The sequence below is a fragment of the Pseudomonas nitroreducens genome, from assembly GCF_010994165.1.
GTDB classification, from domain to species: domain Bacteria; phylum Pseudomonadota; class Gammaproteobacteria; order Pseudomonadales; family Pseudomonadaceae; genus Pseudomonas; species Pseudomonas nitroreducens.
Genome location: NZ_WMBX01000001.1, coordinates 916,103 through 938,415 on the forward strand (window position 1 = coordinate 916,103; position 22,313 = coordinate 938,415).

A 22,313-nucleotide genomic window follows, 5' to 3' on the forward strand; every position below is an offset into this window, starting at 1 on the left:
TAGCCGGTTCGTAGCCGCAAAGCAAAACGCCCGTCTCGACAGAGACGGGCGTTTTCGTTCGTGCCTCGATCAGGCATTTTGCTCCAGCGGCGCCGAGCGATTGCGCCACCAGGCGATGACGATGGCTGCCATCAGCACGAAGCCCAGGTAACCCATGGCCGGGTAGACCAGCCCCACCAACCTGACGAAGCCGACCTGGCTGGCGATGAAGGCGAGCACCACCGCGACCACGGTCGCCACGCGGAAGGGCACGCCGTAGGCAGCGCAGCGCGCGGCCAGGGTGTAGGCGAAACCGCTGGTGGTGCAATACAGCTTCACCAGCAGCAGGGCGAGCATCACGTCGCCGAACCAGGGGGCGATGTTGTTGCTCAGCAGCAGGGTGGGAATGGCGCTGCCGCCGATCACGTCGATCTGCACCAGCATGACCAGCGCCATGGCGAGGATCAGCACGCCGACGCCGATACCACCGAACACGCCGCCCAGCGCGGCAGTGCGCAGGTTCGCCACGCTGCCCCCCATCACCACCACGGCGGCCGCGGTGGCGGCGACGTTGTAGGAGACGTAGAGCAACGCGCCGAGCAGCCAGTTGGGCGCCGGGTGCGGCACGGCGAGGGCGATCTGCTCCAGCTCCGCCAGCGGCTTCTGGATGTGTGTCAGCGCGTAGATGGCGATAATTGCGACGATGATCATCAGTACCGGGGTGATCAGGCTCATCAGGGTGATCACCCGCTTCAGGCCCATGCACACGGTGATGATGGTCAGCACGCCGAGGACGATCCCGCCGATGGAATGACCGATGCCCAGTTGCTGCTCGAAGGACGAGTTCGCCCCGGCGAACATGACCACCATGGTGCCGAACAGGAAGAAGGTCAGCATCAGGTCGACGACACGGCCCAGCGGCTTGCCACAGATGAACTCCATGGCTTCCTTGTGCGACTGGGTCTGCAGGCGGCTGCCGATCTGGTAGAGGTTCATCAGCAGGAAGGCGAACAGCGCCAGCGCCACCAGGCCGCCGGCCAGGCCCATGATGCCGAAGCCGCCGAAGAACTGGAGGATCTCCTGGCCCGAGGCGAAGCCGACGCCCACCACCAGGCCGATGTACGCACCGCCGAGCTTGAGACTGGTTTTCATGATCGAGACTCTGTTGTTGTTATGGGGCGGCCCGGCTCAGCGCCGGACCGCAAAAAGGGCTTACGCCTGGCCGACGTAGGCCTGGATTTCCACCTCGACGTCCACGCCCAGTGCCAGGGCGGACGCCACGCAGGAACGCACCGGCAGGCCCTGGTCGAAGTAGCGCATGTAGATTTCGTTGAATCCGGCGAAGTGGGACATGTCCGACAGCCACACGGTGGCCTTCACCACCTGGGAGAAGTTCGCGCCGCAGGCTTCCAGGCTCTCGGCGATGCGGGTCATCACTGCCTCGGTCTGGGTCTGGATGTCGCCTTTCACCACCTGACCGTCTGCGGTCATCGGCACCTGTCCGGAGAGGAACAGGAAGCCGCCGGCTTTCACCGCGCGGGAGAAGGGGAAGGGCAGGCTGCTGGGGTAACGCTGGATATCGCTCATGGGTAAGTCTCCGGGGGAATTCAACGCAGGCGCGCCGGGTCCAGGCGCTGGGGATCGACGCCTTCCTGGCGCAGGGATTCGGGGAGCGGCTGGCCGAGCAGCAGCGATTGGGCCAGGCGCGAAACGCCGTCGGCGGACTGGATGCCGTAGCCGCCCTGGGCGGCCAGCCAGAAGAACGCCGGGTTCTGTGCATCCGCACCAATCACCAGATCGCCGTCGGCGACGAAGGAGCGCAGGCCGGCCCAGCTATGGTTCGGCCGACGGATCGCCAGGGTGGTGTGCTCCTCGATGTGGTACACGCCCAGGGCGATATCGAGTTCCTCGGGCTGCACGTCCTGCGCTTCCACCGGGTCGGCGTTGGCGGGGGAGCCGAGCAATTGGCCGGCATCGGGCTTGAAGTAGAAGCTTTCGTCGATGCCGATCACCGTCGGCCACTGGCTGATGTCCGCGCCGTCGGGTGCCGGGAAGGTGAAGGCGGTACGGCGGCAGGGTTGCAGGCCGATTGGGCGGATGCCTGAGCGCTCGGCCACATGGTCGGCCCAGGCACCGGCGGCATTGACCAGTTGCGTGGCGTGGACGGTTTCGGCCTGGCTGAGTTCGAGCGTCCACGCGCCATCCGCATAGTCAGCCGACAGCAGCTCACGGTTGCAGCGCAGCTCGCCGCCGCGCTGGCGCAGCGCGCGCAGATAGCCCTGGTGCAGGGCGTGTACGTCGAGATCGCGGGCGTCGGGCTCGTAGAGCGCACCGATGATCGCGTCCGCGCGAAGGCAGGGAAGGCGCTCCAGGGCTTCTTCGGTGCTGATGCGCTCCACGCCGGGCGTAGCTTCGGCCTGGTTCAGCAACTCGATGTGCTCGGGGCCGCCGACGTACAGACAGCCGCGCGGGGTGAGGATCGGGTGCTCGCTGAAACCGGCCGGCGGATGCTCGTAGAAGGCGCGGCTGGCACGGGTCAGCGCCTGGATCTGCGGCGTGCCGTAGGCCTCCATGAACATGGCGGCCGAACGCCCGGTGGCGTGGTAGCCGGGCTGTTCTTCGCGTTCCAGTACCAGCACCTTGTGCGTCTCGCTCAGGCGGTAGGCGAGGGAGGCTCCGGCAATGCCGGCGCCGATGATGACGAAATCGAAATGGCTCACTGCAAGGGCCTTCTGAGTTATTTCTCTTATGTGAGAAATCTAAGATATGAGAATTTTTGCGACAAAGGCAAGGCCCGGTAAACTTTCGTCGGCCCCCTCACGAGAAGTCCCATGAGCGAAACCGCCCAAGCACTACCCAAGCCCCAGCAGCTGGATCGAGACGAAGTCGGAGCGCGCCTGCGGGCAGTTCGCAAGCAACAGAAGCTGACCCTGAAACAGCTCTCCGACCTGTCTGGCGTAGCGGTTTCCACCTTGTCGAAGATGGAGCTGGCGCAGGTCGCGGTGAGCTACGACAAGCTGGCTGCAGCCGCCCGCGCGCTGCAGGTGGATATCGCTCAGTTGTTCCGCCCGCTGCCGGCCGTCGGCGTCCTGGCGGGTCTTAAGACTTTCGTGAAGACTCGCGTCGACGAAGCTGCCGGCTACGACACTGGGGGGTATGAGTACTACCCGATTGCCGGCGATTTCCCACAGCGCAATATGACGCCGCTGTACGCGCGCATCTTTGCCCGCGAGGTCGGCGAATTCGACGACTACGTTCGCCACCCCGGTCAGGAGTTCGCCATGGTGGTGGCCGGCCGCGTGCGGATCCAGTTCGAGACGGGCGAGTCGGTGAGCATCGGCCTGCGCGAGACGGCCTATTTCGACAGCAGCGTCGGCCATCTCTATCTCAACGATGGCGAGGCCGACGAGGCGCAGGTGATGGTCGTGATGTCGGAGTCGCGGCCCGCTGAGTAGCGGGCTTCAGGTCGCCTGTTGCTCGCGGCCGGGCAGCAGCGCGATGAACTCCTCCAGCGGTACCGGGCGGCTGAACAGGTAGCCCTGGTACAGGTGGCAACCCTGCTCGGCCAGCAGCGCCAGCTGCTCCGGGGTTTCCACCCCTTCGGCCACCAGTTCCAGGCCGAGGCTGTGGCCCATGGCGATGATGGCGCGGACGATTTCCGCATCGTTGCTGTCGTTGGGCGCGTCGCGCACGAAGCTCTGGTCGATCTTCAGGCTGTCCACCGGCAGGCGCTTGAGGTAGGTGAGCGATGAGTAGCCGGTGCCGAAGTCATCCATGGCGAAACGCACGCCGGCCTCGCGCAGGCGCTGCATGCGCGCGATGGTGTCGTCCAGTTGCTGGATCACGATGCCTTCGGTGATCTCCAGCTTGAGCAGGCTGGGCGGCAGCCTGGTCTTGTGCAGCAGCGCCAGCAGGCGCTCGACGAAATCGCTCTGGCGGAACTGCCGCGGGCTGATGTTCACGCTCAGGCTGAAATTCTCGATGTCGATGCGGCCTTCGGCGAGCAGCTGCGCGCCGGTACGGCAGGCTTCCTCGATGACCCACTGGCCGACTTCGACGATCAGCCCGCTGTCCTCCAGTACGCGGATGAAGCTGGCCGGCGATTGCGGGCCGAGAGTCGGGTGGCGCCAGCGCAGCAATGCTTCGGCGCCGACGATGCGTGAATCGCGGGTGTCCACCTGCGGCTGGTAGTGCAGGTTGAATTCACGCCGGGCGAGGGCCATGCGCAGGCCGTTCTCCAGGCGCAGGCGCTCGCTGGCGGCCTGCTGCATGGATTCGTGGAACAGCTGCACGGTGTTCCGCCCGGCGTCCTTGGCGCGGTACATGGCGATGTCGGCGCGCTTGAGCAGGTCGTCCGGGGTGGCGCCGTCGTCGGGGATCAGTGCGATGCCGATGCTCGGGGTGATCTGCAGGCGATGGCCGTCCAGCAGCATCGGTTCGGCCAGCAGGTCGCGCAGTTTTTCCGCCAGCTGGCGCACCTGCTGGGCGGTTTCCAGGCGGCTGCCTTCGATACCGGTGATCAGCACCACGAACTCGTCGCCGCCCAGGCGGGCCACGGTGTCTTCCTGGCGCACGCTGGCCTCCAGGCGCGCGGTGACCATCTGCAGGATGGAGTCGCCGACGGAGTGGCCGAGGGAGTCGTTGATGTGCTTGAAGTGGTCGAGGTCGAGGAACAGCAGCGCACCGCGCAGGCTGTGGCGCTGGAGCAGGGCGATCTGCTGCTTGAGGCGATCCATCAGCAGGGCGCGATTGGGCAGGTCGGTCAGGGCGTCATGGTAGGCGAGGTGCTGGATGCGCGCCTCGGCCTCGCGCAGCTCGCTGGTGTCGCGGGCGGTGAGCAGCAGGCAATTCACGCCGCCCAGTTCGATCGGTTCCACCGACACGTCGACCGTCTTGATCGTGCCGTCACGGTGGCGGCCGCGCATTTCCAGATGGTGGACGAAGCCGTCGCGGTTGAGCGCGGCGATCATGTTCAGGCGCTCGTCCGGGTCGGCCCAGATATTGATGCCCAGTGCCGTCTGCCCGATTACCTCCTCGGTGCGGTAGCCGGTGAGGCGGTGGAAGCCTTCGTTGACCTCGATGTAGCGGCCGGTGTCGCGCTCGGTGATGGTGATGGCGTCGGGGCTGGAGTGGAATGCCTTGGCGAACTTCTCCTGGCTGGCCTTGAGTGCGGCCTCGGCCTGCAGGCGCCGGGTGACGTCACGGAAGCTGGAGAGGATGCACAACTGGCGGTCGACCCAGATCAGCCGGCTGGCGACCATGCAGGTGATGGTCTGGCCTTCGCGGGTGAGGAACTGTACTTCGACATTCTGCAGCGCGTGGTCGCGCATCAGTTGCTCGAACAGGCGCGAGCGCTGGTGATGATCGGCCCAGAAGGTGACCTGGTGGGACGAGCGGCCGATGATGTCCTCGGCGAGCCAGCCGAAAGTGCTGCAAAAGCTCGGGTTCACTTCCACGAACTCGCCGTCGCGCACTCGTGAGACGCAGATCGGGTCCGGGCTGCCCTGGAACAGACTGGCGAACTTCTCCTCCGAGGCTTGCAGGCTGCGCTCGCGGAGCACGCGCTCGGTGATGTCGAGCAGGGTGCCGGCCATGCGCAGCGGCTTGCCGCTGGTATTGCGGTAGAGGCGGGCGCGGCTCTCCAGGTAGCGGACTTCGCCGGAGTCGAGCTGGGCGCGGTAGGTGAACTGGTAGTCGTTCTCCGGGCCGCGGGCGAGGCGGGCGTAAGCCTGGCGCATGCGCGCGCGGTCGGTCTTGTCGACGCAGGCGAAGAATTCGCCGAAGGGCCCGTGGAAATCCCGGTCAGGCAATTCGTGCAGAACGGCGGCGCGCGCAGAGCCGTAGAGCAGGCCGCTGGGGATATGCCAGTCCCAGATGCCCAGTTGTGCGGAGTCCAGCGCCAGGTCGAGGCGCTCCTGGCTGTCGCGCAGGGCCTGTTCCTGGGCGCGCACACGGGTAATGTCGCGGACGGTCAGGACCAGGCAGGGATGGTCGTCCAGTTCGATCTGGCAGCCGTAGACGCGAGCGCTGCGGACTTCGCCGGTACGGGTCAGCAGGTTGACTTCGAAGCCGTCGAGCTGTTGCTCGGCGGCGATCCTGTCGAGCATCCGCTGGCGCTCGTCGAGGCTGCGCCACAGGCCGAGCTGCACCGAGGTGCGGCCGAGCGCTTCCTCGCGGCTCCAGCCGAAGTGGTCGACAAAACTGGCGTTGAGTTCGAGAAATTTTCCGCTGTCCCGGTCGGTGATGACCATGGCGTCGGGCGCGGTGTGAAAGGCTTTGGCGAACTGGTCCTGGCCGTCGGTAGCGAACGGGGGCGTGCGCGGAACGCGGCTCATGCGGCGCTTCCCCGGCAGCTGGCGGCACCGGCCAAGTGGGGCCGGCTAACGCATGGTGGCGTGCGGACGGGCATTCGGGCCCCTTCTTCTAATTCTGTCAGAACAATAGAGGTTAGGCCGCGACGGGTGCAAGCCCCGCCGCCTGGGCGTCGAGCAGACGCATGAAGGCCCGCGCGGCGTTGGACAGCGTGCGTTCGGTATGCAGGATGTAGCCCAGCTGGCGGCTGAGCTGGATGTCCTGCAGCGGAAGGCGTACGACGCTGTCATCCAGCATCGTACGAGGCAGTACGCTCCAGGCCAGCCCGATGGAAACCATCATCTTGATGGTCTCCATGTAGTTGGTGCTCATGCCGATGTTCGGCGTCAGGCCCTCGGCTTCGAACATGCGCCGCACGATGTGGTGGGTGAAAGTGTTGCCGCCGGGGAACACCGCCGGGTGCCGCGCCACGTCGGCGAGGAACACCGGGCCCTGCACGGACAGCGGGTGTTCGGGCGCGGCGACGAAGTCCAGCGGGTCGTCCCACACCGGCACGGCGCGCACCGGCTCGGCGGTTTCCGGTGCCAGGGTGATCACGGCCAGTTCGGCGCGGCCATGGAGAATCTCTTCGTAGGCCACTTCCGAGTCGCAGAACTGGATATCCAGCGCGACCTGCGGGTGGGCCTTGGTGAAGGCGCGCAGCAGCGGCGGCAGGCGGTGCAGGCCGATGTGGTGACTGGTGGCCAGGACCAGCCGGCCGCTCACCTCGCCGTTGAGGTTGGTCAGGGCGCGGCGGGTGTCGTCCAGCACATTGAGGATCTGGTAGGCACGGGGCAGCAGGGCGCGACCGGATTCGGTCAGGGTCACCTCGCGGCCTACGCGGTCGAACAGGCGCACTCCCAACTGGTTCTCCAGGGCGGCGATGCGCTTGCTGATCGCGGGCTGCGTCAGGTGCAGGCGCTCGCCGGCTTCGGAGAAGCTGCCGGACTCGGCGATGGCGAGGAAGGTGTTGAGGCTGGTCAGGTCCATGTCGACTCCCTGCGCTCTGGATACGGCGCCAGACTTTTATATCGCACCGTATTCCTCGTGGGAATCCTTTGGATAAAAAATATGAATTTGAGTTATTCGACGACAACCCATAGCATCATCCTCACAAGCCCTAGGGGCATAGAAAGACGCTGATGAGGACTCTCTGATGGCCGGCAAGACGCTCTACGACAAACTCTGGGAAATGCACGAGGTGAAGCGCCGTGACGATGGTTCGTCGCTCATCTACATCGACCGCCACATCCTTCACGAAGTGACTTCCCCGCAGGCCTTCGAAGGCCTGCGCCTGGCGGGTCGCAAGCCGTGGCGCATCGATGCGAACATCGCCACCCCGGACCACAACGTGCCGACCACCCAGGCCGAGCGCAAGGGCGGCCTCCAGGCCATCGCCGACGAAGTGTCGCGTATCCAGGTCCAGACCCTGGACGAGAACTGCGATGACTTCGGCATCCTCGAATTCAAGATGAACGACGTCCGCCAGGGCATCGTCCACGTAGTCGGCCCGGAGCAGGGCGCGACCCTGCCGGGCATGACCGTGGTCTGCGGCGACTCGCACACCTCGACCCACGGCGCCTTCGGTGCGCTGGCCCACGGCATCGGCACCTCCGAGGTGGAGCATGTGCTCGCCACCCAGTGCCTGGTCGCCAAGAAGATGAAGAACATGCAGGTTCGCGTAGAGGGCAAGTTGCCCTTCGGCGTGACCGCCAAGGACATCGTCCTCGCGGTGATCGGCAAGATCGGCACCGCGGGCGGCAACGGCCATGCCCTGGAATTCGCCGGCAGCGCCATCCGCGACCTGTCCATGGAAGGCCGCATGACCATCTGCAACATGTCCATCGAGGCGGGCGCCCGCGTCGGCATGGTGGCGTGCGACGAGAAGACCATCGAGTACGTGAAGGGCCGTCCGTTCTCGCCGCAAGGCAGCGACTGGGACAAGGCCGTGGAGGCCTGGAGCGACCTGGTTTCCGACGCCGATGCGCACTTCGACACCATCGTCGAGTTGCGTGCCGAGGACATCAAGCCGCAGGTCAGCTGGGGCACCTCGCCCGAGATGGTCCTGGCCGTCGACCAGAACGTGCCGGACCCAGCGGCCGAAGCCGATGCGGTCAAGCGCGACTCCATCACCCGCGCCCTCAAGTACATGGGCCTGAACGCCAACCAGGCGATCACCGATATCCAGCTGGACCGCGTGTTCATCGGCTCCTGCACCAACTCGCGCATCGAAGACCTGCGCGCGGCCGCCGCCGTGGCGAAGGGCCGCAAGGTTGCCGCCACCGTGAAGCAGGCGCTGGTCGTGCCGGGCTCCGGCCTGGTCAAGGCGCAAGCCGAGCAGGAAGGCCTGGACAAGATCTTCATCGAAGCCGGCTTCGAATGGCGTGAACCGGGCTGCTCCATGTGCCTGGCGATGAACCCGGACCGCCTGGAAAGTGGCGAGCATTGCGCTTCCACCTCCAACCGCAACTTCGAAGGCCGCCAGGGTGCCGGTGGTCGTACTCACCTGGTGAGCCCGGCGATGGCCGCTGCCGCTGCGGTGACCGGTCGTTTCATCGACGTACGTGAATTGATGCAGGCCTGAGGAGACCAGAGATGAAAGCATTCACCCAGCACACCGGTCTCGTCGCGCCGCTCGATCGCGCCAACGTCGACACCGACCAGATCATCCCCAAGCAATTCCTCAAGTCGATCAAACGCACCGGCTTCGGCCCGAACCTGTTCGACGAGTGGCGCTACCTGGACGTCGGCCAGCCGAACCAGGACAACTCCAAGCGTCCGGTGAACAAGGACTTCGTCCTCAACTTCCCGCGCTTCCAGGGCGCCAGCGTGCTGCTGGCCCGTGAGAACTTCGGCTGCGGCTCCTCCCGCGAGCACGCGCCGTGGGCGCTGGACGAGTACGGCTTCCGCACCGTGATCGCGCCGAGCTTCGCTGACATCTTCTTCAACAACAGCTTCAAGAACGGCCTGCTGCCGATCATTCTGAAGGACGAAGAAGTGGACGAACTGTTCGCCCAGTGCGAAGCCACCGAGGGTTACCAGCTGACCGTCGACCTGGCCGCACAGACCGTGACCCGTCCGGATGGCAAGCAGTACAGCTTCGAAGTGGACGCGTTCCGCAAGCACTGCCTGCTCAACGGCCTGGACGACATCGGCCTGACCCTGCAGGACGCCGACGCCATCCGCAGTTTCGAAGGTGGCTATAAACAGCAGCAACCCTGGTTGTTCCGCGACGCCTGATGGCGCCGCAGCAACCGCAAGCCAAGGAGAAAGCCATGACCCAGAGTCGCCACGAGCAAGTGGTCCAGCGCCAGTTCGGCGCCCAGGCCAACGCTTACCTGACCAGTGCCGTCCACGCCCAGGGCGAAGAATTCGCCCAACTGCGTGAGCGACTGTCGGCGACCACTGGTGCGCGTGTGCTGGACCTGGGTTGCGGGGCAGGGCACGTCAGCTTCAACGTCGCGCCGCTGGCCGGCGAGGTGGTGGCTTACGACCTGTCCCAGCAGATGCTCGACGTGGTGGCTTCGGCCGCCGCCGAGCGCGGCCTGGGCAATATCGCCACGCGTTGTGGCGCCGCCGAGCAGCTGCCGTTCGAAGAGGGGGAGTTCGACTTCGTCTTCAGCCGCTATTCCGCGCACCACTGGCGGGATGTTGGCCAGGCGCTGCGCGAAGTGCGCCGGGTGCTCAAGCCGGGCGGCGTGGCCTGCTTCATCGATGTCGCGGCGCCGGGCTTGCCTCTGCTGGACACCTATCTGCAGACTGTCGAGCTCCTGCGCGACACCAGCCACGTGCGTGACTACTCGCCGTCGGAGTGGGCGCGCCTGGTTGGCGAGGCGGGGTTGGCGGTGACCGCTGCCAAACGCCAGCGCCTGCGCCTGGAGTTCACGTCCTGGGTCGAGCGCATGCGTACGCCCGACGTGATGCGCCAGGCCATTCGTGCCCTGCAGCTTTCGATGGGCATTGAGGTGCGCGAGTATTTCGAGATCGATGCCGAGGGCTCTTTCAGCACCGACGTGCTGGTGCTCTGGGCCGAGCGCTGATTTCAGCTTTTTGACCGCTCCGGGTGGCGCGAGCCGCCCGGAGCGTTACGTTTTTTGCCAAGCGACTTTTATAAAGTGAGCAGAGAGATGAGCAAACAGATTCTGGTTCTCCCCGGCGACGGTATCGGCCCGGAAATCATGGCCGAAGCGGTCAAGGTGCTGGAGCTGGCCAACGACAAGTTCGCCCTGGGCTTCGAACTGACCGAAGACGTGATCGGCGGCGCCGCCATCGACAAGCACGGCGTACCGCTGGCCGACGAGACCCTGGAGCGTGCGCGCAACTCCGACGCCGTCCTGCTGGGCGCCGTGGGCGGCCCGAAATGGGACAAGATCGAGCGTGACATCCGCCCCGAGCGCGGCCTGCTGAAGATCCGTTCGCAACTGGGCCTGTTCGGCAATCTGCGCCCGGCCATCCTCTACCCGCAGCTGGCCGATGCCTCCAGCCTGAAGCCCGAAGTGGTCGCCGGCCTGGACATCCTCATCGTCCGCGAGCTGACCGGCGGCATCTACTTCGGCCAACCGCGCGAGCAGCGCGTACTGGAGAACGGCGAGCGCCAGGCGTACGACACCCTGCCGTACAGCGAAAGCGAAATCCGCCGCATCGCCCGCGTCGGTTTCGACATGGCCCGCGTGCGCAACAAGAAGCTGTGCTCGGTGGACAAGGCCAACGTCCTGGCGTCCAGCCAGCTGTGGCGCGAAGTGGTCGAGGAAGTCGCCAAGGACTACCCGGACATCGAGCTGTCGCACATGTACGTGGACAACGCTGCGATGCAGCTGGTCCGTGCGCCCAAGCAGTTCGACGTGATGGTGACCGACAACATGTTCGGCGACATCCTGTCGGATGAGGCTTCCATGCTCACCGGCTCCATCGGCATGCTGCCTTCTGCGTCGCTGGATTCGAACAACAAGGGCATGTACGAGCCTTGCCATGGTTCCGCGCCGGACATCGCCGGCAAGGGCATCGCCAACCCGCTGGCGACCATCCTCTCGGTCTCGATGATGCTGCGTTACACCTTCAACGAAGGCGCCGCCGCCGACGCCATCGAGAAGGCCGTGAGCCTGGTCCTCGACCAGGGCCTGCGCACCGGTGACATCTGGTCCGAAGGCTGCACCAAGGTCGGTACCCGCGAAATGGGCGATGCGGTAGTCGCGGCTCTGCGGAATCTGTAATCTGTCCGGCTCGCTCGTTCCCGCGCTCTTGTAGGAAAGCGGGAACGACGGCCCTCTAAATATTTGAAGGTGTAGTAGCGATGAAGCGTGTAGGTCTGATCGGTTGGCGTGGCATGGTGGGTTCGGTGCTCATGCAGCGGATGCTGGAAGAGCGGGACTTCGACCTGATCGAGCCGGTGTTCTTCACCACCTCCAACGTGGGTGGCGAAGGCCCGTCCATTGGCAAGGACATTGCCCCCCTCAAGGACGCCTACAGCATCGAGGAACTGAAAACCCTCGATGTCATCCTGACCTGCCAGGGCGGCGACTACACCAGCGAAGTATTCCCCAAGCTGCGCGAAGCCGGCTGGCAGGGCTACTGGATCGACGCCGCCTCCAGCCTGCGCATGCAGGATGACGCGGTCATCGTCCTCGACCCGGTCAACCGCAAGGTCATCGACAACTCGCTGGACGCCGGCACCAAGAACTACATCGGCGGCAACTGCACCGTCAGCCTGATGCTGATGGCCCTGGGCGGCCTGTTCGAAGCTGGCCTGGTCGAGTGGATGTCCGCCATGACCTACCAGGCGGCCTCCGGCGCCGGCGCGCAGAACATGCGCGAGCTGATCAAGCAGATGGGCGCCATCAACGCCTCCGTTGCCGATGACCTGGCCAACCCGTCCAGCGCCATCCTCGACATCGATCGCAAGGTCGCCGAGGCCATCCGCAGCGACGCCATGCCGATCGAGAACTTCGGCGCACCGCTGGCCGGCAGCCTGATCCCGTGGATCGACAAGGAACTGCCCAACGGCCAGAGCCGCGAAGAGTGGAAAGGCCAGGCGGAAACCAACAAGATCCTTGGTCGCTTCAAAAACCCGATTCCGGTCGACGGCATCTGCGTGCGCATCGGCGCCATGCGCTGCCACAGCCAGGCGCTGACCATCAAGCTGAACAAGGATGTGCCCATCGCGGACATCGAAGGCATGATCAGCCAGCACAATCCCTGGGTGAAACTGATCCCCAACCAGCGCGAGATCAGCATGCGCGAACTGACTCCGGCGGCCGTTACCGGCACCCTGAGCGTTCCGGTGGGTCGTCTGCGCAAGCTCAACATGGGCTCGCAGTACATCGGTGCCTTCACCGTCGGCGACCAGCTGCTGTGGGGCGCTGCCGAGCCGCTGCGCCGTATGCTGCGCATCCTGCTCGAGCGTTGATCCGCTCTGCGTGACCTCGCAACGCCGGCCCAGTGCCGGCGTTGTGCTTTCTGGAACACGAGAAGTTCCCCTTGTGTAGGTGAACCGCCGCACAAAAACGCCAGCCTGTGTTGCTGCCGGCTCTTTGGCGCCAGTTTCTGTGACGCACCCGCAAAAGCCACCGGGAACCAGTCGCTATCCTCGCTGCCCGTCCATGGGGACAGGTTCTGGCGCGCCCTTTCGCGCCGGCCGACGGCAAGCAAGCAGCGGGGGAGAGGATGGCTCGGTTACACAGATTGTGGTTGGCAACGGCGGTGGCGGCGGCTTTCCTGCCGGGCATGGCGGGCGCCCTTGAGCTGGGCGACATTTCCTCGCGGGCGGCGCTGGGGCAGAACCTTTCGGCCAATATCGATCTGCGCGGTGCGGCTGACATGAACTCCGAAGACGTCGTGGTGAGCCTGGCCTCGGCCGAGGACTTCGAGCGCCTCGGGGTGGACCGCAACGTGGTCACCAGCGGGCTGAAATTCACCCCTGATATCGGCAAGAACGGCCGTGGCGTCATTCATGTCAGCTCGAACAGGCCGATTCGCGAGCCGTACGTGAACTTTGTCCTGCAGGTCGTGTGGCCGCAGGGGCGCCTGGTTCGTGAGTTCACCCTGTTGCTGGATCCGCCGTCCTATGTAGCCAGCCCCGTGACGCCGCCGGCCATTGCGCCGGTTGCTGCCGTCCGCGCGCCGCAAGCGCAACCGTTGACGCCTTCTGTGGCCAATGCGCCGACTGACAGCTATCGCATCCAGCGCAATGACGCGCTGTGGGACATCGCCTCGCGCAATCGCCCATCCGGAAGCGTCTCGGTCATGCAGACCATGGCGGCGATGCAGCGGATGAACCCCGATGCCTTCGTCGACGGCAATATCAATCGCCTGAAGGTCGGCCAGGTACTGCGTCTGCCCAGCGAGCAACAGGTTCGCGAGCAGAGCCATGCCCAGGCAGTGGCCCACGTGGAAACCCAGAATTCGCAGTGGAAGGCCAAGCGCAATCCGCAACTGGCGCAGCAGGAGCGCCAACTGGACGCGACCCACAAGGCCGAGGCTGGCAGTGCGCCGGCGAAGGCCGAAGAGCGCGACAACCTGCGCCTGGTCTCCGGTCAGCCGGGTAAAGATAAAGGCAAGGTGGAGGCCGAGCAGTTGGCCGTTGCCCAGGAAGGCCTGGACAGCGCACGCCGCGAAGGCGAGGAGCTGCGCAGCCGGATTTCCGACCTGGAAAGCCAGACCCAGAAGTTGAACAAGCTGATCGAGCTGAAAGACTCGCAGATCGCCGGCCTGATCGCGCGACTGGCCGAGCAGGATCGCGCCAAGGCCCAGGCCGCCTCGCCAGCCGGCAATCCCCAGGCAACGGCAGGCGAGGTCGCCCAGGCATCGGCAGGGTTGACCGCTCAGGCCGCCGGGGGCGAGCCGCGCCCCTGAGCTGCGGCGATAGGCGGCGGGGCGCTCGATTGCTTCGCCGCCGGTGGGGGCAGTAAAGTGCTGCGCTACTTTTCCCACCGATTGTGAGACCCCGATGCCTGAAACACTCGACATCGCCGTAGTTGGCGCCACAGGACTCGTTGGCGAGGCTTTGGTCGAACTGCTGGAAGAGCGCGACTTCCCCGTCGCCAACCTGTATCTGCTGGCCAGCGGTGAATCCGCCGGCAAGTCGATAGGCTTCCGTGGGCGCAACATCCGGGTCGGCAAGCTCGATGAGTTCGACTTCGCCAAGGTGCGCCTGGCTTTCCTCTCCGTGGGCGCCGAAGCTGCTGCCGACTGTGCCGCCCGCGCCGGCGAGGCAGGCTGCAGTGTGATCGACCTCAGTGGTGCCGCGCTGAACAATGCCGCCGCACTGCTGGCCCAGGCCTGCGTGAATGGCGATGCCATCGAAACCCTGCAGCTCCCCGCCCTGATTGCGGCACCGGCAGCGCCCGCCGCCGAGGTGGCCGAGGTACTCGCCGCGCTGCGCGGCGTGCTGGAGCTTCGCCAGGTCAATGTGGCTGCCTGCCTGTCTGCCTCTGCGCTAGGGCGCGAGGGGGTACAGGAGCTGGCGCGGCAGACTGCCGAGCTGCTCAATGCGCGCCCGCTGGAGCCACGCCTGGTGGATCGCCAGTTCGCCTTCAACATGCTCGCGCAGTTGGGTGGCGTCGACGAGCAGGGCCATTCCGCGGTGGAGCGTCGCATCGCGGCGGAGCTCGCAAGGCTGTTCCCCGAGCTGGAGCATGGCCTGAGCGTGACCTGCAGCGTGGCCCCGGTTTTCTTCGGTGATGCCCTGATGCTGACCATCAAGACTGTGGCACCGGTTTCCCTGCCCGACGTCAGTGCAGCTCTTGAGGCGGCTGACGGCATTGAGCTGGTGGAAGACGATTACCCGACTGTCATCGGCGATGCACAGGGGCAGGATAGGGTTTACGTCGGTCGCCTACGGACTGGTCTGACAGATTCGTGCGAACTGAATTTGTGGATTGCGTCAGATAATGTGAGAAAAGGCGCAGCCCTAAATGCTGTGAACTTGGGCGAATTGTTGATAAAACACTATCTGTAAAAGATACTTACCGAATATTTGAAGAAGTATTCTAGCTTGGCAATACTGGCCGGGAACGTCGCTGACAGGGGAAGCACTGCCGTGAAAACGGCGGGTGTAGTGGGCAGCGGCGCCCGATAGACGTTGTTCTAATCCAGAAAAAAGCTATTAAAACAAGGGATTAATATATGGTCCGGCTTCGCAAACTGGTGCAGACAATCGCAGCTGCTTCGGCACTGACCTCGGGCATGGCGCATGCGCTGGGGTTGGGAGACATCCACCTGCGTTCGGCGCTGAACCAGCCGCTGGATGCCGAAATCGAACTGGTTGAAGTTCGTGACCTGTCCGCGGCCGAGGTGATCCCGAAGCTGGCTTCGCCGGAAGACTTCAACAAGGCCGGCGTCGACCGTCAGTACTTCCTGACCGGGCTGAAGTTCACCCCCATCGTCAAGCCCAACGGCAAGAGCGTCATTCGCGTGACCTCCGACCGGCCGGTGCAGGAACCCTACCTGAACTTCCTCGTGGAAGTGCTCTGGCCCAATGGTCGACTGCTGCGCGAATACACCGTGCTGCTGGACCCGCCGCTGTATTCCCCGCAGACCGCCGCCGCCGTGCCGCGCGCGCCGATGGCCGTCCCCGCACCCGTCGTGCGCCCGTCCGCCACGGCTGCGCCCCGTCCTGCCGCCGCTCCCGCCCGCAGTGCCGCTCCGGCTCCGGCTGCCGCGTCGCGCCGCCTGGACGGCAACGAATACCGCACCGGCAAGAATGACACCCTCTGGGACATCGCCGCCCGTGCGCGCCCGGACGGCAGCGTATCCGTCCAGCAGACCATGCTGGCGATCCAGGATCTCAATCCCGACGCCTTCCTCGGTGGCAACATCAACCGCCTGAAGAGCGGCCAGGTGCTGCGCCTGCCCGATGCGGAGCAGATCAAGGCCCGCACCCAGCCGACCGCCGAGGCCGAAGTCAAACAGCAGTACACCGCCTGGCGCGAGGGCCGCAGCCTGCCGGCCGGCGGTACCCGTCAGCTGGACGCCACTCCCCGCGCCAACGCCGGTAACGCTCCGGCCCAGGCCGAGACCAAGGACAGCCTGCGCCTGCTCTCCGGCGAGAACGGCAAGGCCAAGGGTGGCGACAAGGGCAGCAAGGATGGTCAGGCCGTCGCCGACAAGCTGGCCGTCACCAAGGAGAGTCTCGACAGCACCCGTCGCGAGAATGACGAGCTGAGCAGTCGCATGACCGACCTGCAGAGCCAGATGGACAAGCTGCAGAAGCTGATTGCGCTGAAGGATGCGCAGCTGGCGAAGCTGCAGAACGAATTGGGCAACGACAAGGCTGCAGCCAACGGCGCCGCTGTCGTGCCGGCTCCGGTGCCGGGCGCCGAACCGGCTGCTCAGCCCGCAACTCCGCCGGCTCCGGCGGTCGCTGAACAACCGGTCGCCCCGGCTCCCGCTGGCGATGCGGGCACCCCGCCGGCACCGGCCGCCGAGGCGCAGCCGCAGCCGCAGCCGCAGCCGCAACCGGCACCGACGCCCGCTCCGGTCGCCCCTGCACCCGCGCCCGAGGCGCAGAAGCCCAAGCCGGCGCCTGCTCCAGTGGCTGCACCGGTCGAGCAGGCCCAGACCAGCATCGTCGACGAGATCCTCGCCAATCCGATCTGGCTGGGTGCAATTGCCGGCAGCGCACTGCTGGCCCTGCTGGTCCTGCTGATGATCATTTCCCGTCGCCGCGCCGCCAAGGAGCAGGAAAGCCTCGCTGCCTACGCCGGCGACGACGAGCCGCACCTGGACGATGACCTGGCCCTCGCCGGCAGCGAGCTGGATACCCTCGACGTGCCGCAGGCCGCCGAAGTCGCCGCCCCGACACAAGCTGCGCCCGAGCGCGTTGCCGCGCAGACCAGCGATGCGCTGGGCGAGGCGGATATCTACATCGCCTACGGCCGCTTCAACCAGGCTGCCGAACTGCTGCAGGGCGCCATCTACGACGAGCCGCAGCGCGCCGACCTGCGCCTGAAGCTGATGGAGGTCTATGCCGAGATCGGTGATCGCGAAGGCTTCGCCCGCCAGGAAAACGAGCTGCGCGAGATCGGCGGCGCCGAACCGCAGGTGGAACAGCTGAAATCCCGCTATCCGGGCATGGTCACCCTGGCTGCAGTGGGTGGCGGCTTGGCCGCAGCGGCAGCGGCTTCCGACGATGAGCTCGACGGATTCAGCCTGGACGACTTCACCATCGATTCCCCGGCAGCCGCTGCGGAGCCCGCTGCGCAGCCCCATGGCGACCTGGACGATGCCTTTGACCTGGCGCTGGACGATCTTGATCTGGGCGAAGACAAGCCTGCCGCTCCGGCCACCCAGCAGAACGACGATCTGTCCTTCGGCAGTTTCGACCTGGATGACGACCTGAGCCTGGGCGGTTCGCCGGCCGAGGCGCCGAGCGCCAAGGCCGAGGACGACTTCGCCTTCGACCTGGACCTGCCGGAAGAGTCGGCTGCCAAGGTTGAGGCTCCGTCGCTGGCGGACGATCTGGGCGATTTCTCCCTGGACCTGGACAAGGATCTGGAGAAAGACACCCACGCTACCCTGGCATCGGCGGAAGACGACTTCCTGCTGGGCCTGGACGACGACACCGCTTCGCTGTCCGGAGTGAGTCCCGAAGAGTTCAGCCTGGATATCGACAGCAAGGCGCCGCAGGCCGACGACCTGCCGGACGACTTCGACCTGTCCCTGGCGGACGACGAGCCGGTGCCGGCCAAGGCCGCCGACAGTTTCGCCGCACAACTGGACGAGGTCAGCGCCGAGCTGGATCGCCTGTCGTCGCAGAATGACGAGGCGCAAGCTCCGGTTGCCGCGCCGTTGGCTGAAGACAGCTTCCTCGCGAGCGACCTTGCCCTGCCGGGCGAGGGGGCCGATGACGAAGACGATTTCGACTTCCTCTCCGGCGCCGATGAAGCGGCCACCAAGCTCGACCTGGCGCGTGCCTACATCGACATGGGTGACACCGAAGGCGCCCGCGACATCCTCGATGAAGTGCTCACCGAGGGTAACGACAACCAGCAGCAGGAAGCGCGTGAACTGCTCGGGCGTATCGCCTGAGCCGGAAGGCTCCAGATAGATGATTGAAGCAGTACTCTCAGCGGCGGCCGAATCGGCCGCCGTTGGCGTTTCCAGGATTGCCCTGGGCGTCGAATTCAAAGGCTCGCGTTATCGCGGCTGGCAGCGCCAGGAAGATGGTGTGCCGACCGTACAGGGGGTGCTGGAAAAAGCCCTGTCCCGGGTGGCCGATCATCCCGTCTCGTTGATGTGCGCGGGCCGCACCGACGCTCTGGTGCATGCGAGTGGGCAGGTGGTGCATTTCGATACCACGGTCGAGCGCCCGCTCAAGGCCTGGATCATGGGCACCAATGCCAACCTGCCGGGCGATATCAGCGTGACCTGGGCGAAGGTGATGCCGGCGCACTTCCATGCGCGCTTCAGTGCCATGGCGCGGCGTTACCGCTACGTGATCTACAACGACCAGATCCGCCCGGCGCACCAGGCCGAGGAGGTGACCTGGAACCACCGTCCGCTGGACGCCTCGCGCATGCGCGAAGCGGCCCGGGCGCTGGTCGGCACCCATGACTTCACTTCGTTCCGCGCCGTGCAGTGCCAGGCCAAGTCGCCGGTGAAAACCGTGCATCACCTGGAGGTGATCGAGCACGGCCGCTTCATCGTGCTGGATATTCGCGCCAACGCCTTCCTGCACCACATGGTGCGCAACTTCGCCGGTGTGCTGATGACCATCGGCGCCGGTGAGCGGCCGTCGGAGTGGGCGGCCGAAGTGCTGGCGGCACGCGATCGCCGTGCCGGGGGCGTCACAGCGCACCCTTACGGGTTGTACCTGGTGCGCGTGGAGTACCCGGAGGAATTCGTGTTGCCCGAGCGCTACCTGGGGCCACATTTCCTTTCAAGTTTGCCGGATGTCGTTGGCTGACGTTGCCGGGGGCATTTGCTACCATCGATCGATCACTTGCCTGAAGGTTGCTGCATCTTGTCTGCCGTTCGCATCAAAATCTGCGGTATTACCCGAGTCGAGGATGCCCTGGCAGCCGCCGAGGCGGGCGCCGACGCCATCGGTCTGGTGTTCTACGCCAGGAGCCCGCGTGCGGTGAGCATCCAGCAGGCCAGGGCAATCGTTGCCGCGTTGCCGCCCTTTGTCAGCACCGTCGGCCTGTTCGTCGATGCCAGCCGTTGCGAATTGGGGGAGATCCTCGATGCGGTGCCGCTGGACGTCCTGCAGTTCCACGGCGACGAAACGCCCGAAGCCTGCTCCGGCTGGCACAAGCGTTACCTCAAGGCCCTGCGGGTAAAGCCGGGCGACGACGTGGCGGCGCAGATCGCGAGCTACCCACAGGCCAGTGGTTTCCTTCTCGATACCTACGTGGAGGGCGTCCCTGGTGGAACCGGGCAGGCTTTCGACTGGTCCCTGGTGCCGAAGGATGTTCAGCGCCCCCTGATCCTGGCGGGTGGCCTGACGGTGGCCAACGTGGCCGAGGCCATCGCCCAGGTGCGGCCATACGCCGTGGATGTGAGCGGCGGGGTGGAGGCGAGTAAGGGAATCAAGGATGCGCAGAAGATCCGCGATTTCATCGCCCAGTGCCGGTCGGTGGCTTGACGCGGAATCTTCATGTGACGACGAGCGGCCCGCCGCCGTCCACTACCCAATCGCTGCACGGCAGCGTTGGGACTCGCTGGCGGCTGCCGTCGGCGACCCAGTGGTGTATTCATGGCGACGCCTCGGCGGCGCCTTTGTTTGCGAGGGGTTCCGGCCTTGAGGTCGGTACCGCGACGATGAATTTGCTCAGGGGCAGGCGCCGTCCATCGCACCGCGCCCCTGCACTGGAGATGTAAGCATGAGCAACTGGCTGGTAGACAAGCTGATCCCTTCCATCATGCGTTCCGAGGCTAAGAAGAGCTCGGTACCGGAAGGCCTGTGGCACAAGTGCCCGTCCTGCGAAGCGGTGCTGTACCGCCCCGAGCTGGAAAAGACCCTCGACGTCTGCCCCAAGTGCGATCACCACATGCGTATCGGCGCGCGTGCGCGCATCGACATCTTCCTCGATGAGGAAGGTCGCGAGGAGCTGGGCGCCGAGCTGGAGCCGGTGGACCGCCTGAAGTTCCGCGACAGCAAGAAGTACAAGGACCGCCTGACCGCTGCGCAGAAGGATACCGGCGAGAAGGACGCGCTGATCTCCATGAGCGGCAAGCTGATGGGTATGCCGGTGGTGGTCAGTGCCTTCGAGTTCTCCTTCATGGGCGGCTCCATGGGCTCCATCGTCGGCGAGCGCTTCGTGCGCGCCGCCAACTACGCCCTGGAAAACCGTTGCCCGATGATCTGCTTCTCCGCCTCGGGTGGCGCGCGCATGCAGGAAGCGCTGATCTCCCTGATGCAGATGGCCAAGACCTCCGCCGCGCTGGCCCGTCTGCGCGAAGAGGGCATCCCGTTCATCTCCGTGCTGACCGACCCGGTCTACGGCGGCGTCTCCGCCAGCCTGGCGATGCTCGGCGACGTGATCGTCGGCGAGCCGCGCGCCCTGATCGGCTTCGCCGGTCCGCGCGTGATCGAGCAGACCGTGCGCGAGAAGCTGCCCGAAGGCTTCCAGCGCAGCGAGTTCCTGCTGGAGCACGGCGCCATCGACATGATCGTTCACCGTGCCGAGCTGCGTCCGCGCCTGGCCAGGGTGCTCGCCAAGTTCACCCACACTCCAAGTACCGCGCTCGCAGGATGACCCAACGTACCCTTGCCGACTGGCTCAGCTACCTCGAACAACTCCACCCCACGGCGATCGACATGGGGCTGGACCGCTCCCGTGAAGTAGCCGGCCGGCTTGGCCTGGGACGCCCCGCGCCCCGCGTGGTGACCGTCACCGGCACCAACGGCAAGGGGTCCACCTGCGCCTTCCTCGCCGCCATGCTCGGCGAGCAGGGCCAGCGGGTCGGCGTGTACAGCTCGCCGCACCTGCTGCGTTACAACGAGCGCGTGCTCATCGATGGCGCCGAAGCCAGCGATGAAACGCTGTGCGAAGCCTTCGCCGCCGTCGAGGCGGCGCGCGGCGAAATCTCCCTGACCTACTTCGAGATGGGCACTCTCGCGGCCTTCTGGCTGTTCGAGCGCGCCAACCTCGATGCCGTGGTCCTGGAAGTCGGTCTCGGTGGCCGGCTGGACGCGGTCAACCTGATCGACTCCGATGTTGCCGTGGTCACCAGCATCGGCATCGACCATGCCGACTGGCTGGGCGATACCCGCGAAAGCGTGGCCTTCGAGAAGGCCGGTATCTTCCGCGCTGGCAAGCCTGCCGTGTGTGGCGACCTCGAGCCGCCAGCACCGCTCCTGGAGCAGGCTCGCCAACTGGGTTCGCCGCTGGTCCTTCGCGGCCGCGATTTCGACCTGGCAATGGGCGAGGGCGACTGGCACTGGCGTGGCCGCTCCGCTTCGGGTGAAGCGCTGAGCCTGCACAACCTGCCGCAGCTCGAACTACCGATGGAGAACGCGGCGCTGGCCCTGCAGGTCTATGCCTTGCTGGACCTGCCGTGGCAGCCTGATTCCCTGGCCGCCGCGCTGTTGCGTACCCGGGTTACCGGGCGCCTGGATCGGCGCACCGTGCAATGGCACGGCGAAGAGCGCCACTTGCTGCTCGACGTCGGGCATAATCCGCACGCCTCGCAATACCTGGCCAGTCGCCTGCGTGCGGCGCCGCCCAAGGGCGTGCGCCACGCGGTATTCGGCCTGCTGGCGGACAAGGATCTCGACGGCGTACTGGAACCTGTGCTCGGCTTGGTGCAGGATTGGGCCGTCGCACCGTTGCCCACCAGCCGCAGCCGTCCTGCTGGAGAGTTGCAGGCGGCATTGCAGGCTCGCGGGGCGCAGGTCAGTTGTCATGGCGATATCGCCGCGGCGCTGGTAGCGCAGTGCGATGCAGCAAGCACCGATGACGAGATTCTGGTGTTCGGTTCGTTCTACAGCGTGGCGGATGCCCTGGAGTGGCTCGCCAAGGCTGCTCAATAAGGTAGACCCA

General features: G+C 65.7%; 18 protein-coding genes. 13 read left to right on the forward strand and 5 right to left on the reverse strand.

Annotation, left to right across the window (positions count from 1 at the left end):
• Window positions 1–69: 69 nt before the first annotated feature.
• The 3 genes from GJV37_RS04415 to GJV37_RS04425 are packed head-to-tail and all read right to left on the reverse strand — an operon-like array spanning window position 70 to window position 2,699.
• Window positions 70–1,131, reverse strand: a complete 1,062-nt coding sequence (locus tag GJV37_RS04415; protein ID WP_024766906.1) for a YkvI family membrane protein — start codon at window positions 1,129–1,131, stop codon at window positions 70–72.
• Window positions 1,132–1,191: 60 nt separating this feature from the next.
• Entirely contained in the window at window positions 1,192–1,566 is a 375-nt protein-coding gene (locus tag GJV37_RS04420; protein WP_193452168.1) for a RidA family protein, read from the reverse strand.
• A 20-nt stretch (window positions 1,567–1,586) separates the two neighbouring features.
• Complete coding sequence (locus GJV37_RS04425) at window positions 1,587–2,699, reverse strand: NAD(P)/FAD-dependent oxidoreductase (RefSeq protein WP_024766908.1); 1,113 nt, start codon at window positions 2,697–2,699, stop codon at window positions 1,587–1,589.
• Between the two features lie 111 nt (window positions 2,700–2,810).
• On the opposite strand from GJV37_RS04425, the gene GJV37_RS04430 reads away from it, so the two are divergent.
• Entirely contained in the window at window positions 2,811–3,434 is a 624-nt protein-coding gene (locus GJV37_RS04430) for a helix-turn-helix domain-containing protein (protein WP_193452169.1), read from the forward strand.
• Window positions 3,435–3,440: 6 nt separating this feature from the next.
• Here GJV37_RS04430 and GJV37_RS04435 read toward each other — a convergent pair whose 3' ends face one another.
• Window positions 3,441–6,314 carry a sensor domain-containing protein gene (locus tag GJV37_RS04435; protein ID WP_024766910.1) on the reverse strand — a complete coding sequence of 958 codons (2,874 nt, stop codon included), beginning with the start codon at window positions 6,312–6,314 and terminating at the stop codon, window positions 3,441–3,443.
• Window positions 6,315–6,426: 112 nt separating this feature from the next.
• Window positions 6,427–7,320 (reverse strand): LysR family transcriptional regulator, encoded by an 894-nt coding sequence (locus GJV37_RS04440; RefSeq protein ID WP_024766911.1) that lies wholly within the window; start codon window positions 7,318–7,320, stop codon window positions 6,427–6,429.
• A 166-nt stretch (window positions 7,321–7,486) separates the two neighbouring features.
• On the opposite strand from GJV37_RS04440, the gene leuC reads away from it, so the two are divergent.
• The 12 genes from leuC to folC all read left to right on the forward strand — a co-directional run bounded on the left by leuC (window position 7,487) and on the right by folC (window position 22,303).
• Window positions 7,487–8,914 (forward strand): 3-isopropylmalate dehydratase large subunit, encoded by a 1,428-nt coding sequence (leuC, locus tag GJV37_RS04445; protein WP_170858338.1) that lies wholly within the window; start codon window positions 7,487–7,489, stop codon window positions 8,912–8,914.
• 11 nt (window positions 8,915–8,925) lie between these two features.
• Window positions 8,926–9,570 carry a 3-isopropylmalate dehydratase small subunit gene (gene leuD, locus GJV37_RS04450; RefSeq protein WP_054909166.1) on the forward strand — a complete coding sequence of 215 codons (645 nt, stop codon included), beginning with the start codon at window positions 8,926–8,928 and terminating at the stop codon, window positions 9,568–9,570.
• A 35-nt stretch (window positions 9,571–9,605) separates the two neighbouring features.
• The gene (locus GJV37_RS04455; protein ID WP_170858339.1) at window positions 9,606–10,370 is read left to right on the forward strand and encodes a class I SAM-dependent methyltransferase; all 765 of its coding nucleotides are present in this window, start codon (window positions 9,606–9,608) and stop codon (window positions 10,368–10,370) included.
• Window positions 10,371–10,457: 87 nt separating this feature from the next.
• On the forward strand, window positions 10,458–11,540 hold the full coding sequence (gene leuB, locus GJV37_RS04460; RefSeq protein WP_024766915.1) for a 3-isopropylmalate dehydrogenase: 1,083 nt from the start codon (window positions 10,458–10,460) through the stop codon (window positions 11,538–11,540).
• Between the two features lie 80 nt (window positions 11,541–11,620).
• On the forward strand, window positions 11,621–12,733 hold the full coding sequence (gene asd / locus GJV37_RS04465; protein WP_170858340.1) for an aspartate-semialdehyde dehydrogenase: 1,113 nt from the start codon (window positions 11,621–11,623) through the stop codon (window positions 12,731–12,733).
• 257 nt (window positions 12,734–12,990) lie between these two features.
• Window positions 12,991–14,178 (forward strand): type IV pilus assembly protein FimV, encoded by a 1,188-nt coding sequence (locus tag GJV37_RS04470; protein ID WP_240967218.1) that lies wholly within the window; start codon window positions 12,991–12,993, stop codon window positions 14,176–14,178.
• 94 nt (window positions 14,179–14,272) lie between these two features.
• Complete coding sequence (locus GJV37_RS04475; RefSeq protein ID WP_170858515.1) at window positions 14,273–15,283, forward strand: aspartate-semialdehyde dehydrogenase; 1,011 nt, start codon at window positions 14,273–14,275, stop codon at window positions 15,281–15,283.
• 167 nt (window positions 15,284–15,450) lie between these two features.
• Window positions 15,451–18,354, forward strand: a complete 2,904-nt coding sequence (locus GJV37_RS04480; RefSeq protein WP_193452170.1) for a motility hub landmark protein FimV — start codon at window positions 15,451–15,453, stop codon at window positions 18,352–18,354.
• A 19-nt stretch (window positions 18,355–18,373) separates the two neighbouring features.
• Window positions 18,374–19,231 (forward strand): tRNA pseudouridine(38-40) synthase TruA, encoded by an 858-nt coding sequence (gene truA, locus GJV37_RS04485; RefSeq protein WP_170858342.1) that lies wholly within the window; start codon window positions 18,374–18,376, stop codon window positions 19,229–19,231.
• A gap of 57 nt (window positions 19,232–19,288) precedes the next feature.
• On the forward strand, window positions 19,289–19,912 hold the full coding sequence (locus GJV37_RS04490) for a phosphoribosylanthranilate isomerase (RefSeq protein WP_024767272.1): 624 nt from the start codon (window positions 19,289–19,291) through the stop codon (window positions 19,910–19,912).
• Window positions 19,913–20,150: 238 nt separating this feature from the next.
• Window positions 20,151–21,026, forward strand: coding sequence for an acetyl-CoA carboxylase, carboxyltransferase subunit beta (gene accD, locus GJV37_RS04495; RefSeq protein WP_170858343.1), 876 nt, complete (start codon window positions 20,151–20,153; stop codon window positions 21,024–21,026).
• Window positions 21,023–22,303 carry a bifunctional tetrahydrofolate synthase/dihydrofolate synthase gene (gene folC / locus GJV37_RS04500; RefSeq protein ID WP_084357415.1) on the forward strand — a complete coding sequence of 427 codons (1,281 nt, stop codon included), beginning with the start codon at window positions 21,023–21,025 and terminating at the stop codon, window positions 22,301–22,303. Before accD ends, folC begins: the two co-directional genes overlap by 4 nt.
• The last annotated feature ends 10 nt before the right edge of the window (window positions 22,304–22,313 follow it).

Coding starts and splice junctions, on each gene's coding strand:
- GJV37_RS04440 (WP_024766911.1), bottom strand. CDS start 7,320: ATGGACCTGACCAGCCTCAACACCTTCCTCGCCATCGCCGAGTCCGGC.
- leuC (WP_170858338.1), top strand. CDS start 7,487: ATGGCCGGCAAGACGCTCTACGACAAACTCTGGGAAATGCACGAGGTG.
- asd (WP_170858340.1), top strand. CDS start 11,621: ATGAAGCGTGTAGGTCTGATCGGTTGGCGTGGCATGGTGGGTTCGGTG.
- GJV37_RS04480 (WP_193452170.1), top strand. CDS start 15,451: ATGGTCCGGCTTCGCAAACTGGTGCAGACAATCGCAGCTGCTTCGGCA.
- accD (WP_170858343.1), top strand. CDS start 20,151: ATGAGCAACTGGCTGGTAGACAAGCTGATCCCTTCCATCATGCGTTCC.
- leuB (WP_024766915.1), top strand. CDS start 10,458: ATGAGCAAACAGATTCTGGTTCTCCCCGGCGACGGTATCGGCCCGGAA.
- GJV37_RS04415 (WP_024766906.1), bottom strand. CDS start 1,131: ATGAAAACCAGTCTCAAGCTCGGCGGTGCGTACATCGGCCTGGTGGTG.
- GJV37_RS04470 (WP_240967218.1), top strand. CDS start 12,991: ATGGCTCGGTTACACAGATTGTGGTTGGCAACGGCGGTGGCGGCGGCT.
- GJV37_RS04455 (WP_170858339.1), top strand. CDS start 9,606: ATGACCCAGAGTCGCCACGAGCAAGTGGTCCAGCGCCAGTTCGGCGCC.
- leuD (WP_054909166.1), top strand. CDS start 8,926: ATGAAAGCATTCACCCAGCACACCGGTCTCGTCGCGCCGCTCGATCGC.
- GJV37_RS04435 (WP_024766910.1), bottom strand. CDS start 6,314: ATGAGCCGCGTTCCGCGCACGCCCCCGTTCGCTACCGACGGCCAGGAC.
- folC (WP_084357415.1), top strand. CDS start 21,023: ATGACCCAACGTACCCTTGCCGACTGGCTCAGCTACCTCGAACAACTC.
- truA (WP_170858342.1), top strand. CDS start 18,374: ATGATTGAAGCAGTACTCTCAGCGGCGGCCGAATCGGCCGCCGTTGGC.
- GJV37_RS04420 (WP_193452168.1), bottom strand. CDS start 1,566: ATGAGCGATATCCAGCGTTACCCCAGCAGCCTGCCCTTCCCCTTCTCC.
- GJV37_RS04475 (WP_170858515.1), top strand. CDS start 14,273: ATGCCTGAAACACTCGACATCGCCGTAGTTGGCGCCACAGGACTCGTT.
- GJV37_RS04430 (WP_193452169.1), top strand. CDS start 2,811: ATGAGCGAAACCGCCCAAGCACTACCCAAGCCCCAGCAGCTGGATCGA.